The following is a 16,888-nucleotide window of genomic DNA, read 5'->3' on the forward strand; positions in this document are numbered from 1 at the left end:
CAGGTATGTATACAACTTCTGCAGAAAAATTCACTGGCGGCTGTATGATGCTTATGCGACAGAGCGAGTCAGGGGCAGCGTTCCTTGGTTCTTGCTTTCTTGTCCATGAAGATGGCTACATGCTTACAACAAGTCATCTGTTCGGTGAGAATTATGAAGATCTTTGCGTGGTGCCATATGCGCCTGAAGCCACAGACTTTCAAACAATCAGCCGTGAGCATGTCCGGTCCATTCCGGTTGAAGTAATTAGCGTAGATAAAGATCGGGATATCGCATTGCTAGCTCTCGATGTTGATGCGGATATCGTCATGCCGGATTTCCTTTTAGGGAATACAGAGGCGTTGCGTCTTGGTGCACCGCTTGTGAGCTTGGGATATCCTTTCGGTTTTCAGAACATGCATCACCTGACGGTCGTGAGCTCCGTTGTGAGTTCAAAGCTTATTTCTCCGCTCGGCAACAACCATATTCTCTTCGACACCCGTGTGCATGCCGGGGATGTGGGAGGACCACTTGTAAGTGTGAACGAAGACCGTATTGTGGGCATTGTCTGCGGACGATACTGTCCAATGGCAGACGGTAGCTCTATTTCTTCTTATTCCCGTGAGCAGGCACTGGATACGGATTTATCGTATGCTATTGCAATTGAGCACGGTATAAAGCTTATGCTCGAAGAAGATTTAGAAATAATTTAGAAGCACCACACAGATCATGTAGTAAAAAAACGCCCGTCAGTTCGATCTGACGGGCGTTTTTATTTATGCAATGGTTGGGTTGTGTTTTGCAATACTATTCATTGTGTGCTGTGTGGCAGGGTGCAACTGCCTTGTTCTGAAAGGTATTACTTGCGGTAACGTGCTTCCAGTTCTTCCGCGCTTTTGACAACAGCGGCTTTGCCTTCTTCACGCGCAGCTTTAAGGTTAACTGCTATGCTGCTGTCTGTAAGTGCAATCATCTGAGCAGCAAGCCATGCGGCGTTTTTAGCACCAGCTTTATCGAGCGCAACAGTCGCAACCGGATATCCCGGAGGCATTTGAACCGTTGCAAGCATTGCGTCCAGACCAGAAAGGTTGGATGCAGTGACAGGTACGCCGATAACTGGTTTAAGTGTGCGTGCAGCTACAGCACCGGCAAGGTGCGCAGCCATACCCGCAGCACAGATGAAAACCTGACAACCGTCTGCTTCAAGAGTATCCACCAGATGCTCTGTGCGCTCTGGTGTTCTGTGAGCAGAACTGACAGTGAAGATGTACGAAATCTTAAGTTGGTCTAATAGCTGGGTGCATGGTCGCATCGTTTCTTCATCGGAAGCGCTGCCCATGAAAATAGCAACTTGAGGCATAGTGTATCTCCTGAAAGTCTTATTGTAAGCCTTTAAATCCAATATCCTTACGGTAGTAAGCATTATCCATTTTAACGTGCTTGAGGGCTTCGTAAGCACGTTTTTGTGCAGCAGCAAGATCAACATCGAGCGCTGTTACACAAAGAACCCGTCCGCCAGTAGAGACGGTTTGCCCATTTTCAATGGTTGTACCGGCTTGAAAAACCTTCACGTTGCCGAGTGCTTCTGCTTCTGCAAAACCGGTTATCGCCATACCTTTCGGGTAGGCTCCGGGATATCCATCCGCAGCAACAACAACGCCCAGTGTAGTTTCGTCTTTAATAAGAAGCGGGGTTTCTGCTAATTTGCCTTGAACACATGCCATCATTACTTCTGCAAGATCACAATCAAGACGCATAAGGAGCGGCTGACATTCAGGATCACCAAAGCGTACGTTAAATTCAAGTACGTAAGGGCCGTTTTCTGTCATCATAAGCCCTGCGTACAGAATGCCGATAAACGGCTTATCTTTGCTTCCGAGAAGAGTAACAACAGGCTTCATGACAGATTCGATGATTTCGTCATAGCGACTGGAAGGCAAAACCGGAGCAGGGCTATACGCGCCCATACCGCCAGTATTAGGACCTGTGTCGCCGTCGAATACTGCTTTATGATCCTGAGAAGAAGGGAGCGGCTTAACGGTGTTGCCATCGCAAAAACAGATAAAGGATGCTTCTTCACCCACAAGACATTCTTCGACAACAACATGTTTTCCTGAATCACCGAAGGATTTTTGTACCATGATCTCTTCGAGCGCTTGAATGGCTTCGTCTGTGGATTGAGCCACAATAACCCCTTTACCGGCTGCAAGACCATCTGCCTTAACAACAATAGGGGCTCCTTTATCTAAGACAAAGTCGCGGGCTTCAGAAAAGTCTTCAAATACACCGAACGCAGCTGTGGGTACACCGGCTTCCTGCATAATCTTTTTGGCAAATGCTTTAGAGCCTTCCAGCTGGGCTGCAAATGCGTTTGGACCGAAGCAGGGAATCCCTTCCAGATCAAGAGCATCTTTGATTCCAAGAACCAAAGGGAGTTCAGGACCCGGAACAACGAGATCAATAGCCTTTTCTTTGGCGAAAGCCACCAGTGCGGGAAGATCATCTGCTTTAATCGGTACGTTCGTACCTTCAAGCGCAGTACCACCATTACCCGGTGCGATGAAAATTTCTTCAACCTCTGCACTCTGACGAAGTTTCCATGCGAGGGCGTGTTCACGACCACCGGAACCGACGATAAGAATCCGCACGTCTGGCCTCCTAGGCTTGGAATGGATTTCATTCCTGTTTATGGCGCTGCTGAGAGCACCATTAAAAATTCTAGATGAGCGCCTGATACAGTTTTTTGACGATTGGTTCAAGATAGTTACAATTTTTGTCTCGTACCGTCTCAAGAAAGAATTGTACTTAAAGCGCTGAAGGTTGCAGCCTTTTTATTTGTTCATGTGAACATCCATTTGAGGAAACGGAATGGAAAAACCTTGTTCTGCAAGAGCCGTTTTACACTTTTCCAGTAATTCAAATCTGGAAGCCAGATACAATGAAGTAGGAACCCAAGCGCGCACTGTAATATTCACGCTGCTGTCGGCAAGAGCTTCAACCGCAACCACTGGAGCAGGAGTGGTTAGCACTTGAGGGTGGTCTCTTACTGCGCTTTCTAAAACATCCCTCGCTGCCGGAATATTAGCATCATATTCAATGCCGATAGATAAATCGACCCTCCGAATGTCATTAGCACTGTAATTTGTGATGACGCTATTCATTACCAAGCTGTTGGGGATAAACACTTTTTTATTGTCTGTAGTGTTCAGGATAGTGCAAAATAATTCGATAGATTCAACAAAACCCGTGGTTGCAGAAACTTCTATATAATCACCTTTGGCAAATGGATGAAAAAATACAAGCAAGATGCCTGATGAAAAGTTGGATAAGTTGTCCTTGATAGCAAGACCAATTGCTAACGCGGCAGCACCAAAAACTGCAATCAGCGAGGTCATGTTCATTCCAACACGGGAGGCGGCTGTGAGAAGTGCTGTTATGATAATGGCATATTGCAATATAGTTGCGAGGAAGCCAGCCTGAAGAGAATCAACTTTATATTTTTCCAGCCATACGCGTGCAATTCTGGAAAAGTATCGGGCTACCCACAGCCCTACACCTGTTATGCCCAGCGCATAAAGAATGTTTGTACCACTGGTAAAAGCCCATGTAGAGATAATGGATGTAATTTCTTCACTCATTTTTTGAACATCGAGCATATAAACCTCATAGGTGCATACCAAGTATTAAATAAGCGACGGTCAGATTGCATAAATTTAGCATGGCAAGATCCATAGAGAAAGTATTTGAGACGTGAATACACAATGGTTGTGGATGTATAGTGTCCTGAACAATATCCTTGAATCAATTGCTGCCCGCGCGTCATACTGGTGACATTCTCCAGAGGTAGCATACTGGGTATTGTGACGGTGCGTTGTTGGTTTCAATACGCCGCAAGGCGGTAAGCATATGGAGGCTGTTCATGTTTTTTAAAAAGATTCTGGTGCCTGTTGATGGTTCAAAGCATGCAATGCTTGCAAAGCGCAGAGCGCTGGCTATTGCGGAACGTATGGATGCAGAAATAGTATTAGTACATGTTCTTGATACTATTCCTGCCATAATCGGCGGGCATGCACGCGAAGAGTTACACGCAGATATGAAAGCTGATGCGCAGAAAATTTTTGACGAATATATTCCGGGGCTGAAAGAAAAGAATGTGAAGTACAAAACTAAGATCGTATCTGGTCGTCCGTTTGATGCCATCTGTACGGTTGCAGACGAAGAAAAGTGCGATCTTATTTGCATCGGTGCGCGTGGATTGAGCGATGTGGAAGGTATGTTCCTTGGTAGTGTTTCCTCTGCTATAATATCTCACTGCCACATCCCTGTGCTGGTTGTGCGCTAATATTTTTCTACAATACGAGCGTGAAAATATGTATTTCGCGCTCGTATTGTGTCTTCAGCACATAATAAAACTTGCAAAAAATAACTGCACAGAGATATTGAAAAAGAGTTGGTTTCTCTTAGCTTAATAATAATTTTATTTCTGGATTGTTAGCACAGAACTGCCATCAGGTTCCACGCAGTCAACGGCTGCGTGCTCGTGATTCTATGTTCTTCGGGCAACAGCAATGCTGTCTGCATAGAAGAGTACATGTCGTAGATTTTTGACGCCTTTGGCAGCCACCATCTACAATGGAGCATCCATGTCTCCTTATGTGTTATTATTCAACTTCTTTTTCATATTGTCGCTGATCGGTGCAGGGCATGCGCTATTGACACGTAAGCAGCCCAACTCTGCGTTAGTGTGGGTCACGGTATGTCTTTCTCTGCCTGTTGTCGGGGTGCTTGCCTATGTAGTCTTCGGTGTTAACCGTGTAAGACGAAGCGCTACACGGCTGCGTGAAGAATTTGAGCAACAAAATGCCATGGGGCATTTAAAGCCTCCCGATCATCGCGCACATACATGCATGCTCAAGGAGCTTCCTGCCGAATTAATTATGCTGGAAAAAATCGGCAGAGCGCTAACTGGAACATTTCCGCTTAAAGGCAATAGTATCCAGCCGTTGTATAACGGGAAAGAAGCGTATCCCGCCATGCTGGAAGCGATTAGATCAGCGAAAGAGTCAATTTATCTTTCGACCTTCCTTCTGGACAAAGACCCTGTTGGTCGAAAGTTTGTAAAGAGTCTTATAGAAGCACATAACCGCGGCGTACACGTTGCTGTCCTGATTGATGGATTCGGATTGCTTCTTTCATGGCGTTCCGTCATTAGGATGCTGAAAAAAAACGGTGTTCCTGCAACAATTTTTCTTCCTTTGCGGCTCATTCCTCCACAAATCCGTCTTAATCTGCGTAACCACCGTAAGCTTCTTGCTGTAGATGGAAAAATTGGATTTACGGGAGGCATGAATATCGGCGGGACTCGAAACTCCAAAGGGCATCGCCGACTTTCAGATATGCATTACAGGCTGACAGGGCCTATTGTCTCCCAGCTTCAACAAATATTTATGGAAGACTGGGCATATGCCAGAGGAGCAGAACATCAACCACTTCCGGCTCCAATGGATCATACCGGTACTATTCTGGCGCGTGTTCTTAAGGATGGGCCGGATAATCCGGACAATCCGTTGCAAACATCTATTATCGCCACAATAGGTGCTGCCAAACATTCAGTTCGCATCATAACGCCCTATTTTCTACCATCAGCGGAGTTGTTAAGTGTGCTTTCCATAGCAGCCTTACGTGGAATAGCCGTAACAATTGTGTTACCGGTAAAATCAAATTGGCCGTTCGTACACTGGGCAAGCAGAAATTACTTTAAAGGGCTGCTTGAATCAGGTGTGCGCATTTTCTATCAGCCGCAGCCATTCTGCCATACAAAATTGTTGGTCATAGACGACTGTTATGTTCAGTTCGGCTCAGCAAATATGGACCCGCGGAGCCTTCTGCTCAATTTTGAACTGAACGTCGAAGTGTTAGACAGCGGACTTGCAAGGCAACTTATCGCACATGTTGACGATACAGTGCGTCGATCTCAAGAAGTTGCGCACCGTGACATGGTGTCGCGACCGCTTCCTATCCGCATTCGTGATGCCTTCTTCTGGCTTTTTTCACCGTATCTTTAGAAGGGAAGGAGCGTTGGTGGTGGGGGTGTCTCCGACGACGCTGCCGCGAGCTTAAGATGTCTTCGACGACGCTGCCGCGGGCTTTAAGAACCTTTCTCGAAGAAAGGTTCTTAAAAATCTCCAAAGACTTTTACTCGCGAGATAAGCACGTTTTTTACACCACCGCGCGGCTTACGCCCCACTACCTTTCCTTATTTTTGTATGCTGTTCTACAGTGAGTCTTTTTGATGCGAGCGTATTCAAAGTGAAAAGGCTGTCCTATTATAGATAGGACAGCCTTTTGATTTAAACTAGTTCTGCTAAGCCGTACAAAGGCATATGCGACGGGATGTCCTCGTATAATAAAAAGTTTTGAAGGGGGTCTGGGGGAAACTTTGCAAAAGTTTCAGCCCAGCCGTCGGAGACAGCAGCCTCTTGGAGATATATAGAGGCTTGTATGAAAAATTTTTGCTTACGCTTTATTTTCTTCTGTACATAAACAAAGCAAGCATCCTGCGATTATTGCTGTCACTGGCGCAACCATGAGGAGTCCAATGCTGCCTATGAGGATTCGAAAAATTTCAGCAGCAACTAGCTTCATATTTATTATCCGCGTAAAACTTGTTCCTTGGGAGACAAAAACCATGAGCATGGTCAGATAGCCACCGGAGTATGCGAGTAGTAGGGTGGTTGCCATGGTTCCAATAACCATACGTCCTACATTGAAGCCGGATTGAACAAGCTCCCACATGGCGATATCGGGACGTTTGAGCTTAATCTCATTCATAGATACGCTGACATCCATTGCAATATCCATTGCAGCACCTGATGCGCCAAGAAGCACGGCAGAATAAAATATGTGCTGCATATTGAGACCGTAATTGCCCTGCATAATCAGCGTCGTTGCAAATGGTGCTGTCATACCGCCAAGGTTGAGTTTGTCGCCAAAAAAGAGCGTTAGCACGAGCGTTACCGCCAGTCCGCTTACTGTTCCCAAAAATGCGGCAATACCATGACGTGTTACGCCTGCAACAGTAAGAATAATAACCATGGACAGTAGCACCAGTACGCTCAAACTCAGGGTAAGCGGGTCAGTCCCGTTAAGAAGATTTGGAATATAGTAACACCAGAGAAGCCCAAGGGATGCTACAAAAGAGAAAAGAGCTTTAAGCCCTATTATGCGGGAATATACGATGAGAGCTACGGAAAAGAGAACAAAAAGAGCGAGTTCCCAGTTTTGGCGTAGTGAGTTAATCGCTTTGGCGTAAGCGACTTTTTGCCCTTCAACTTGGATAGCAAGCAGGATGGTATCCCCGGGCGTGTATATTTCATCCATGTCCAGCTGTCCGTTAAGGTGATTGATGGCTGTAACCTGCTCACCTTTCCAGTCGCCTTCATTGAGGATGACACGGGCAATCTGTATGCCTACTGTACCTGCGCCGGACTGAATTATCTCACTATTATCAACAGAAAGAACTGTTCCGGATACTTCATATACATTGCCGGAATGTTCATTTCCCATCCATTTTTTGCCACTAAAAAGCAGTAGTGCCACAAGCCCCAGAAGTAGCACAACTTCTGCAATAATTTTTAGTCTCGACATCCCCTCTCCAATATTTTGCGCGTAGTAGCTGCGTAGCGTGTCTTACCGTTCGCGGCGCATGACAAAACAATTAAGAGCAGATGTAACTAGAGATACAATGATGCTGCGGCAAAATTCGACAAACGGGCAACTGTACGGATATCGTGTTCTGATAATACGTCTGAAAAATAGTGCAGGCGGAGCACGTTGGTTGCTCCGCCTGTATAGGATATACTGCTAGTTTTTGCCTTTTACGTTCGTTGTGTGACCGTATGGGACTTTAGAGTATTTTTCGTTAGGGCCTGTTGTTTTACCAAGCAATGCTTTGGAAGGACCAAGCTTGAAGGAGGAAAGCTTTACGCCCATAGCATCTGCCATGATTCGAGGCACATCGGTGTTATCTTTAAAGCCGCTGAAGTTTGCGGACTGTGCACCGATTGCAGACAAAGCAATAACAGAAGAGGTGTGAACGTAAGAAGTCCAGCTAATACGTGCACGTTCAGATACAAGGTGGGCAACGGCAATCATGGTTGGAGTATATGCATAGCCGTAATTGGTCTGTTCTTCTGCTGGTAAGCTCTGGTTACGATCTTCAATGCTCATAGCAGACTCAAGCTGGTTCAATTCACGTGCAGTAAGATCGGTTAATCCGAAGTATTCACTAACGTAGTTCAGGTACGCTTCGTGACGTTTTTCTGTTTTCGGGTATTCTTTAATCATACCAGGGTATACATACGCGAGAACATCTTCAACAGAAGCTTTTACCTTTAAGAGTTCATTGAGCTTGAGGAAGTAACCTTTAGAGTCAAGGCTGATGCCCATTGCCATACCACCTGTTTCGTGGTCGGCAGCAACAACAATCAGTGTATCCTCAGGGTGTTTTTTGTAAAATTCAACTGCTTTCGCAATAGCAGCATCAAGAGCGAGGGTGTCGTAAATAGTGCCTGTAGCATCGTTACAGTGTGCAGCGTAGTCAATACGACCACCTTCAACCATCATGAAGAATGGTTTTTCCTGTGCTTCGAGAGCTTCAATACCTTTTTCAGTCAACTCGGAAAGAGCAGGCATTGCATTCTTTTTCTCAGAGCTGAAACGACGATCAATTTCCATTCCTAACGCGCTGTATGCGAGAGGAGCGAGGATTTTATCACCTTTTTTAGGCTGGTATGCACGGAAAGTATCACGAGCTTTATCGCCAATAAATGTGGTGTAACCTTTAGCTTCAAATTCAGCTACAAGATCGCGACCGTCTTTACGTTTTGACTTAAGGCCTTCAGCGTTGTTTTTAGCAACAAAGTGACGGAAACCGCCGCCTGCAAGGTATTCAAATCCGGTACCAAGCTGGTCGATAGCAATTTCGTTTTCGTTGCCTCGGCTCATATTGTGAGCAGAGAAAGAAGCAGGAGTTGCGTGTGTAATGCGGGCAGTTGTTGCAATACCTACTGCGTAGCCAGCAGCGTGAGCAGCTTCTGCAATGGTTTTGATATCAGTACCGTCAGGGAGTTTAGAAACAGCACCGTTGGTTGTTTTAAAACCAGTAGCGAGAGCGGTTCCACCAGCAGCGGAATCTGTAATCATGGTGTTGTCAGAGTGAGTAGTAACCAAAGCAGAAATCGGGAATGTATTCATCACCAATTTTGCTTCAGGGTCTTGTGTCTCAATTTTATGGAAGTACTGAGCAGACTGGCGCTGGGCAGGTCCCATGCCGTCGCCGATAAAGTAGAAAACATACTTAGGTGCCGCGGCGAAAACGCTTGACGCCATAAGCAGCAGACACGCACAGAATGTCGCTACACACATTACCTTACTACTACGTCGATGCAAAATCATTTACTTCTCCATCACTTGTTCTTTCATGGCTCTGAGCAACTCAACTTTTCCCACTAACTACCTGTTCACTAGAGATAAAAACAACTTTATCTTTTACTATGAGCAGCTCAAAAGGTAAGCCAATTATGCCTGAGGCAGAATTGGCGTAAACATCGTAACTCTTGATTGTGAACTATAGCACAAAAGCGTAACGCCTATCCCTTAGGGGAAGGTCAATGTAAAAAAAAGATGTGTTTTGTTTGTATATTACACAAGCAATAGTATGTTGTAATGAAAAGAAGACAAAGTACTTTACACAATATGCAAGGAATCTTCCTTTTATATCAAACACAAGAAAAATAAAATATTGCTATAGTTTTCTAAGAGCTTAAAATAAAATATTAAGGGTAAAAAAATACACCACCAGATCAAATCAATATGTACATTGTAATATTGTTATATATCCGATGAAAAGGGTTACAATATTATTTGATTATCTACATAATAAAAACAACATGCCGCAATAGTATATATTGCGGCATGTTACGTTTTGATTACATTTTTTTTCTATCAGGATGTTGAAATAGTGACAAAAAAGATCTTGCTGCAAAGCAGCGTGGGAAATTTTTACTATTACTCTACGGTAATAGTTTCGAGAGCTTCAATACGGTCTACAACTGGTGGGTGGGAGTAATGCAAAAAGACATATGCAGGATGCGGAGTTAAATTGGAAAGACTATTAACAGATAGCTTTATCAATGCTCGCGAGAGTTCGCACGGTGCTTTTGTTGTTTTTGCTGCAAATGCATCTGCTTCAAATTCGTATTTTCGAGACTGATGGGCAGCAAAGATTGTTAAAACAAGAGACAGCGGGGTGTACAGGAAATTAAAAAGCACCATACCCACAGCAATGGTCATATGTTCTACATGAAATGCAGCATACAATGGCTGATACCCCAACACGAGCGAAAGGCAAAAAAAGGTAAGTCCTGTTGTTGCAATGCTAGTAGCAAACATTCGTTTAATATGGTTGAGCTTGCAATGTCCAATTTCATGAGCAAGCACACCTACAATTTCTTCTGTTGTCATGGAGTTAACAAGAGTATCGAACAAAGCAATGCGCTTTTGCTTACCAAAGCCAGTAAAAAAGGCATTGGCTTTATTAGACCGCTTGGAGCCGTCGATGATGTAAATTCCAGACAGATTAAAACCAGTTTTGAGAGCAAATTCTTCAATAGCTTGTCGCAGCTCACCATCTTCTAGTGGGGTAAATGTATTAAAGAGTGGCATAATCCAAATTGGTGCTACATACTGTACTGCGAACAAAAATGCTGTTGCAAATCCCCAGGCAATTAACCAGCCCATGTTAGGGAAAATTTGGAAAAACCATATTACGCCAGCGGCAAGCGGTGCTCCGATGATGATCGAAAGCAGAATGCCTTTTACTCGATCAGCAATGAACAGTGCCGGAGTTGTGCGATTGAAGCCAAATTCTTCCTCAATAACAAAGGTTGTATAGATGGAAAACGGCAGTGAAAGAAGCATCGATGCTAGCGACACAATACCCAGAAAGGCAAGACCTTGTAGTATTGCTCCGCTGAACAGAGCTGATGCCCATTCATTGAAAGTATTGAAAATTCCGAAAAACAGACACATCACAATGGCTGTTACATTCACAAAATTTGAAAAGAAAGACACGGTACTGTTTTTTCGTGTGTATTCTTGAGAGCGTGCGTATTTTTGTGCATCAACTGCGTGTTTGAACGCAGCTGGAATCGGTTGACCAAGAGATTGGATATTAAGCTTGCCTACCCATGTTTCAAGTCCCCATGCGCCGACAATAAAAAAGAGAATAAGTACAGTCAAAAATGTCATATGCTTTCCTTGAGAATATGTACCAAGAATATTTCGATACCACGGTACGTTTCTATCTTCTACGATAAAAACAATATGGTAACAGTCAATAAGCGTTCAGTTACATAGTGTAGATTTACGTCTTTTGCATCGCGAAACGAAGCATAAGGGATTTACTCAGCATCGTAACAAGTTGCAAACAGTAAGAATATAATCTCCTTTGGGCTTAATCGTAAAAAGCGGTGACACTGCTCAAGCAACATATACACATTTTCAAGCTAGAAAGAGCAAAGGCACGTTGTACATTTTATTGTGTGCAACGCAGCAAAATGCGGTTTGCCCTATGCAGCGTTGTTTTGGTGTTTTCAGCAGAAAAATAACTTTTTTTACTGTCTGACTTCATTTTTGAGTAGATTTTATTGTTTTGCGCACAATGTTGTTAACAAAAAAAAGTTAGCAAGAGCTCGCTTGGTATCGCTATTATGTTGAAATGATTAACTTGTGAAAAATGAAATTGTAAAAATATTTTTACAATTAACAAAAACGGGAAAAATTTTCAGCTTGTTTGATTTTTTCTTGCCCATCTGCTAATACTCTCTCGGTTTGTGGACATATTTTCGTTAAACTAAAAAAAACGAAATAGTAGGTAGTTTAAAAAATTAGTTATCGTAATCATTTTATGGAGGGTTCATTTATGAAACGTCTAATCGCTATATTCGCTGCGTTACTCCTTATCGCTTTTTCTTCCAGTGCTTTTGCTAAAAAACTCGTTGTAGCGCATGATACCAACTTTAAACCATTTGAATTTAAACAAGATGGTAAATATGTCGGCTTTGATATCGACATGTGGAAAGAAGTTGCTAAGCGTATGAACCTCGATTACGAATTCCAGCCGATGGATTTTAACGGCATTATTCCGGGACTTCAGGCTGGTTCTATTGATGCTGCTGTTGCAGGCATCACTATTAAGCCTTCCCGCGCTGAAGTTGTAGATTTCTCAGATGGTTACTACGACTCCGGTCTTGTTATCCTTGTTCGTTCCGATAACAACGACATTAAAAATATTAACGATCTGAAAGACAAAATTGTTGCAACTAAACTTGCAACTTCTTCTGTTGACCTTGCGCAGCAGTACGTACCTAAGAAAAACATTAAGCTTTTCCCTAACAACGACAACATGTTCATGGAATTGATGACTGGCGGCGCAGACGCAGTTATCTTCGACATGCCAGTTGTTAAAGACTTTGAAGCTAAGGCTGGCAAAGGAATGGTTAAAGTAGTTGGTCCTATCTATCAGGGTCAGGCTTACGGTATTGCGTTCCCTAAAGGTTCAGAATTGGTTTCCGGCGTAAACAAAGCGCTTAAAGAGATTAAAGCAGACGGCACTTACAACGAACTCTTCATCAAGTGGTTCGGTTACGCGCCAGCTAAGTAATACCTTCTCTTTTTTTCATAGCTTGCAAACATAGGGATGGCGTTGTGCCATCCCTATGTACATTTTATCAGCCGAATTTTTCGGCAAAGTACCCCAAAGGCAGATACACTCTATGGCATTTCAGTTTAAACCAGAAGTGATGTTAGACACCGTCCCTCTTCTTGTAGAAGGTGTTGAACTCACTATTTATATCACGCTACTCGGTCTTGTATTCGGTTTTCTCATTGGTACCGTTGCAGGACTTGGTCGCCTTTCCCGAAATAAGCTTACACGCGCCCTTGCAACCGTCTATGTAGAAATTATCCGCGGTACCCCGATGATTGTACAGGCACTCTTCCTGTACTTCGGTGTTCCGCTTGTTACCGGTATTCGTATCAATCCTATTACAGCGGGTGTTATCACCATTGCTGTCAACTCCGGTGCATATATTGCTGAAATCGTTCGCGGTGCGGTTCAGTCTATCGATCAAGGACAGTTTGAAGCTGGTCGTTCTATCGGTCTTACCAGACGCCAGACCATGCTCTCAATTATCTGGCCACAGGCGTTCCGCCGCATGATTCCACCGCTCGGTAACCAGTTCATTATTTCGCTTAAAGATACCTCACTCCTTACCGTTATCGGCGTAGCAGAGCTTACCCGTTCCGGTCAGGAAATCGTAGCGGTAAACTTCCGTTCTTTCGAAGTATACCTGACTGTGGCGATCGTATACCTGTGTATGACGCTTTCTATTGCGACAGCATTGCGCTGGTATGAAAAAAAATTGATGGCACGCAGCCGCCGCTAGGAGCACATAATGTCCGATACATCAGCAATGATTCAGATTCGTAATCTGCATAAAAGTTATGGCGACGTCGAAGTAATTAAAGGCGTAGATTTAACTGTTGAACAAGGTGAAGTAGTTGTTCTTCTGGGACCTTCCGGTTCCGGTAAATCAACCGTACTGCGCTGCATCAACCGCCTTGAAGAAATCACCTCCGGTAGCATTGTTGTAGACGGCTTTGACCTTTACGCCAAAGAAACAGACATCAACTACGTGCGCTCAGAAGCTGGCATGGTGTTCCAGCAGTTTAACTTGTTCCCGCACTTGTCTGTTCTACAGAACATCACCATCGGACTTATTAAAGTTCGCAAAATGGACAAAGCAGAAGCCGATAAAATTGCTCTGAACCTTCTTGATAAAGTAGGTCTGCCAGACAAAGCGGCAGTATATCCGGATCAGCTGTCCGGTGGTCAGAAACAGCGTGTTGCGATTGCGCGTTCTTTGGCTATGAGTCCTAAAGTTATTCTTTTTGACGAGCCGACATCTGCGCTTGACCCTGAGTTGGTAGGCGAAGTTCTTGATGTTATGAAAAAGCTTGCTGATGAGGGAATGACAATGGTTGTTGTAACGCACGAAATGGACTTCGCCCGTGAAGTTGCAGACCGCGTTATATTTATTGCTGATGGCATTATTCAGGAAGAAGAAGCACCTGACGAGTTCTTCTCCAATCCAAAACACCCGCGTCTTAAAGATTTCCTTGGAAAGCTCTAAGGGGATCTATAAAGATAGTCACCAGCATTGCTGGTAATCATCCGATTATAAAGCCGACAATCCTTCGATTGTCGGCTTTTTTGTGTCCAATAGTGTATTACACCACAAAGTCGATTGCTTTTCGGGATGCAATTACGGTTTTAATAAAGCTCACGCACTCTTGGTGCAATGGGTGCTCGTTGTAGCTTGCCAGTCCTGCTTCATCATCGTGTGTGGAAAGTAAAATAACCTGCACGTCTTCTGTCGTTGTTTTTGCAAAGGTCATAGACACATCAATGCTTTTAAGTGCAGGGATTTTTCCTTCAAGATTTCGAAGAATATCAACTGTTTTAGCAGCGTTTTCTGCTGCGGATGCACCTTCAGCTTCTTCTTTGAAAGTAAACCATACGATATGTTTAATCATGGGATTATCCTTCTGTAAAATAGTGTTGTACTCTTTTTTTTATGCTCAAAAAGTCAAAAAGGTCAATTGACCGTATAGGAAGACGCGTGAATTAGAATTGCTCGACATTGCAGACTTGTCCATCTTCGCGTACAGAAAATTCGTTTAGCAGAAATTCGCATTCATCATTTTGCAAAAGATGCCTTTATTACGGAGCGCCTATGTACCCACTTACAACATATACACTGACAGCAGTGCTTGATCGTAGCGCTGACTTGTTCCACGACCAACCTGCATTATCTAATGTAGGAGGCGCTCCCATTACATATAAAGAGTTCGCCATAGCTGTTCAGGGCTTGCAGAGCTTGCTTGCTAAACATGGAATAGGCACTGGTGATAAGGTGGCAATTCTCAGCGAAAGTACACCTAACTGGGGAATTGCTTACTTCGCAATTACCGCTATGGGTGCTGTTGCGGTTCCTATTTTACCCGATTTTCATCCGGATGCTGTACATCACATTATTCGGCATTCTGAAGCTTCGGCAATTATCGTTTCGCAAAAGCTCTTCAGCAAAGTGGAAGACGGGCAGTACGATGAACTCCCTGTTCTTTTCCTGATGGAAACCTTTTCGCCGGTTGCGTTCGATGAGGAGCCGCAGAAGCTGAAGGAATTAAAAAAAGCAGGATTGCGTGAATTCCGTTCTATTATGGAAAAAGCGCGTGACCTTACGCAAAAGCTTATCGACCGCAAAGAGTCCGAGGAAGAGCACCGCACTGTGAGCCTTTTCTCCGGTGGAAACACCATCAAACCTGATGATGTAGCAGCAATTATTTATACATCCGGCACAACTGGTCATTCCAAGGGTGTTGTTCTTACACACGAAAATATTGTGTCTAATGCGTATGCCGTCCGTTCTATTGTAGAAGTAGGGCCGGGAGACAGACTTCTTTCTATTCTTCCTCTTTCGCATACGTATGAATGCACTTTAGGGCTTATTTTACCGCTGATGAATGGCGCACACATTCATTATATGGATAAACCTCCTACAGCGCGCGCTTTGCTGCCAGCAATGGCTAAAGTACAGCCTACAGTGATGTTGTCCGTACCGCTCGTGATCGAAAAAATCTTCAAGGCTGCCATTTTGCCGAAGCTGACAAGCAGTTGGGCAAAAAGAATGCTCTACAAAGTTGCTCGCGCAAAGTTACATGCTCTCGCTGGTAAAAAGTTACTGGCGACCTTTGGTGGAAGCTTGCGTCTTTTCTGTATAGGTGGTGCAGCCATCGCACCGGAAGTGGAACGCTTCCTCAAAGAGGCAAATTTTCCATACGCTATCGGCTATGGGCTTACTGAAACAAGTCCGTTGCTTGCAGGGACAGGGCCTGAGCAAACGCGTCTGCTCTCAACAGGGTATCAGTTGCAGGGTGTTGAGTTAAAGATTGATAACCCGCATCCAGAAACTGGTGAGGGCGAGATTCTGGCTAAAGGCTCTAATATTATGAAGGGCTATTACAAAGCGCCGGAAATTACGAAATCTGTCTTTACAGAGGATGGATGGTTCCGCACAGGAGACTTGGGTAAATTTGACGCCGACAACTTCCTCTACATCCGCGGTCGATTGAAAAACGTTATTGTAGGACCGAGCGGTGAAAATATTTACCCTGAAGAACTTGAAAACATGATTATGCAATCTCCATGGGTGCTGGAAACCATTGTGTATGAACAGGACAGAAAGCTGATTGCCCGTATTCATCTCGACAGAACAAAAGTAGATGATGAATTTGGCAACTTGCACGCATCCAAATTGGAAGAAAAGGTATTGAAAATACTGGAAGAGATTCGAACTGGTGTAAATAGCAAGGTTGCAGGTTTTTCACGCATTATGAAAGTCATCGAACAGACTGAGCCATTTGAAAAAACACCTACGCAAAAAATTAAACGATACCTGTACGTCGATTAACTACTGATGTTGTAATAAGCGACGTGCCGTTAGTTCAAAATTTTTGCACCAACTTCTTGTGAATAGCGGAAGCTTTTTCCGAAGTAAAAATTATTTGACCTTCCAGTGGTTATGACAGGTTGAACAGATATAGCTTACTCCTTGTTTTTATAGCACTTTTATAAAATACATAGAATGCAAAGGAGTTGGCATGAAGGTTGCTAGGTTAATAGTACCTTCTTTCTTTCAAAGATTTTTTCTGACAAGGGGTGGCTCCCCTTATACAGATTTTTAAAGCGGAGTGTCGGTCAAACACTCCGCTTTTTTCTTTACTG

General features: G+C 44.0%; 15 protein-coding genes. 7 read left to right on the forward strand and 8 right to left on the reverse strand.

Annotation, left to right across the window (positions count from 1 at the left end):
- Nucleotides 1-5: 5 nt before the first annotated feature.
- Nucleotides 6-692, forward strand: coding sequence for a serine protease (locus N4A56_RS11600; RefSeq protein ID WP_295547467.1), 687 nt, complete (start codon nt 6-8; stop codon nt 690-692).
- Between the two features lie 146 nt (nt 693-838).
- Here the strand turns inward: N4A56_RS11600 and purE are convergent, their stop codons facing one another.
- The 3 genes from purE to N4A56_RS11615 all read right to left on the reverse strand — a co-directional run bounded on the left by purE (nt 839) and on the right by N4A56_RS11615 (nt 3,635).
- Nucleotides 839-1,339: a 5-(carboxyamino)imidazole ribonucleotide mutase gene (gene purE, locus N4A56_RS11605; RefSeq protein ID WP_293668406.1), complete on the reverse strand. Its 501-nt coding sequence runs from the start codon at nt 1,337-1,339 to the stop codon at nt 839-841.
- 19 nt (nt 1,340-1,358) lie between these two features.
- Nucleotides 1,359-2,627 carry a phosphoribosylamine--glycine ligase gene (gene purD, locus N4A56_RS11610; RefSeq protein ID WP_295547474.1) on the reverse strand — a complete coding sequence of 423 codons (1,269 nt, stop codon included), beginning with the start codon at nt 2,625-2,627 and terminating at the stop codon, nt 1,359-1,361.
- A 183-nt stretch (nt 2,628-2,810) separates the two neighbouring features.
- Nucleotides 2,811-3,635 carry a mechanosensitive ion channel domain-containing protein gene (locus tag N4A56_RS11615; protein WP_293668408.1) on the reverse strand — a complete coding sequence of 275 codons (825 nt, stop codon included), beginning with the start codon at nt 3,633-3,635 and terminating at the stop codon, nt 2,811-2,813.
- Between the two features lie 263 nt (nt 3,636-3,898).
- Here N4A56_RS11615 and N4A56_RS11620 point away from each other — a divergent pair, with 263 nt between their 5' ends.
- Complete coding sequence (locus N4A56_RS11620; protein ID WP_293668409.1) at nt 3,899-4,321, forward strand: universal stress protein; 423 nt, start codon at nt 3,899-3,901, stop codon at nt 4,319-4,321.
- Nucleotides 4,322-4,470: 149 nt separating this feature from the next.
- Here N4A56_RS11620 and N4A56_RS11625 read toward each other — a convergent pair whose 3' ends face one another.
- Nucleotides 4,471-4,620 carry a hypothetical protein gene (locus N4A56_RS11625; protein WP_295547480.1) on the reverse strand — a complete coding sequence of 50 codons (150 nt, stop codon included), beginning with the start codon at nt 4,618-4,620 and terminating at the stop codon, nt 4,471-4,473.
- Between the two features lie 2 nt (nt 4,621-4,622).
- Here N4A56_RS11625 and cls point away from each other — a divergent pair, with 2 nt between their 5' ends.
- Entirely contained in the window at nt 4,623-6,044 is a 1,422-nt protein-coding gene (gene cls, locus N4A56_RS11630) for a cardiolipin synthase (protein WP_295547482.1), read from the forward strand.
- Between the two features lie 451 nt (nt 6,045-6,495).
- Here cls and N4A56_RS11635 read toward each other — a convergent pair whose 3' ends face one another.
- The 3 genes from N4A56_RS11635 to N4A56_RS11645 all read right to left on the reverse strand — a co-directional run bounded on the left by N4A56_RS11635 (nt 6,496) and on the right by N4A56_RS11645 (nt 11,289).
- Nucleotides 6,496-7,626 (reverse strand): YibE/F family protein, encoded by a 1,131-nt coding sequence (locus N4A56_RS11635; RefSeq protein ID WP_295547485.1) that lies wholly within the window; start codon nt 7,624-7,626, stop codon nt 6,496-6,498.
- Between the two features lie 216 nt (nt 7,627-7,842).
- On the reverse strand, nt 7,843-9,435 hold the full coding sequence (locus tag N4A56_RS11640) for an alkaline phosphatase (protein ID WP_295547487.1): 1,593 nt from the start codon (nt 9,433-9,435) through the stop codon (nt 7,843-7,845).
- 612 nt (nt 9,436-10,047) lie between these two features.
- Nucleotides 10,048-11,289: a M48 family metallopeptidase gene (locus N4A56_RS11645; protein WP_295547488.1), complete on the reverse strand. Its 1,242-nt coding sequence runs from the start codon at nt 11,287-11,289 to the stop codon at nt 10,048-10,050.
- 673 nt (nt 11,290-11,962) lie between these two features.
- Between N4A56_RS11645 and glnH the strand changes: the two genes are divergently transcribed.
- The 3 genes from glnH (at nt 11,963) to N4A56_RS11660 (ending at nt 14,234) form a co-directional block, all read left to right on the forward strand.
- Nucleotides 11,963-12,703 (forward strand): glutamine ABC transporter substrate-binding protein GlnH, encoded by a 741-nt coding sequence (gene glnH / locus N4A56_RS11650; RefSeq protein ID WP_293670944.1) that lies wholly within the window; start codon nt 11,963-11,965, stop codon nt 12,701-12,703.
- Nucleotides 12,704-12,815: 112 nt separating this feature from the next.
- A complete protein-coding gene (locus N4A56_RS11655) occupies nt 12,816-13,487 on the forward strand; it encodes an ABC transporter permease subunit (protein WP_295547491.1) in 672 nt (223 codons plus the stop codon).
- A 9-nt stretch (nt 13,488-13,496) separates the two neighbouring features.
- Entirely contained in the window at nt 13,497-14,234 is a 738-nt protein-coding gene (locus tag N4A56_RS11660; protein ID WP_293670947.1) for an amino acid ABC transporter ATP-binding protein, read from the forward strand.
- A gap of 97 nt (nt 14,235-14,331) precedes the next feature.
- Here N4A56_RS11660 and N4A56_RS11665 read toward each other — a convergent pair whose 3' ends face one another.
- Complete coding sequence (locus N4A56_RS11665; protein WP_295547494.1) at nt 14,332-14,637, reverse strand: Dabb family protein; 306 nt, start codon at nt 14,635-14,637, stop codon at nt 14,332-14,334.
- 200 nt (nt 14,638-14,837) lie between these two features.
- On the opposite strand from N4A56_RS11665, the gene N4A56_RS11670 reads away from it, so the two are divergent.
- On the forward strand, nt 14,838-16,574 hold the full coding sequence (locus tag N4A56_RS11670; RefSeq protein WP_295547496.1) for an AMP-binding protein: 1,737 nt from the start codon (nt 14,838-14,840) through the stop codon (nt 16,572-16,574).
- Nucleotides 16,575-16,888: the final 314 nt, after the last annotated feature.

It is taken from the genome of Halodesulfovibrio sp., from assembly GCF_025210605.1.
Taxonomy (GTDB): domain Bacteria; phylum Desulfobacterota; class Desulfovibrionia; order Desulfovibrionales; family Desulfovibrionaceae; genus Halodesulfovibrio.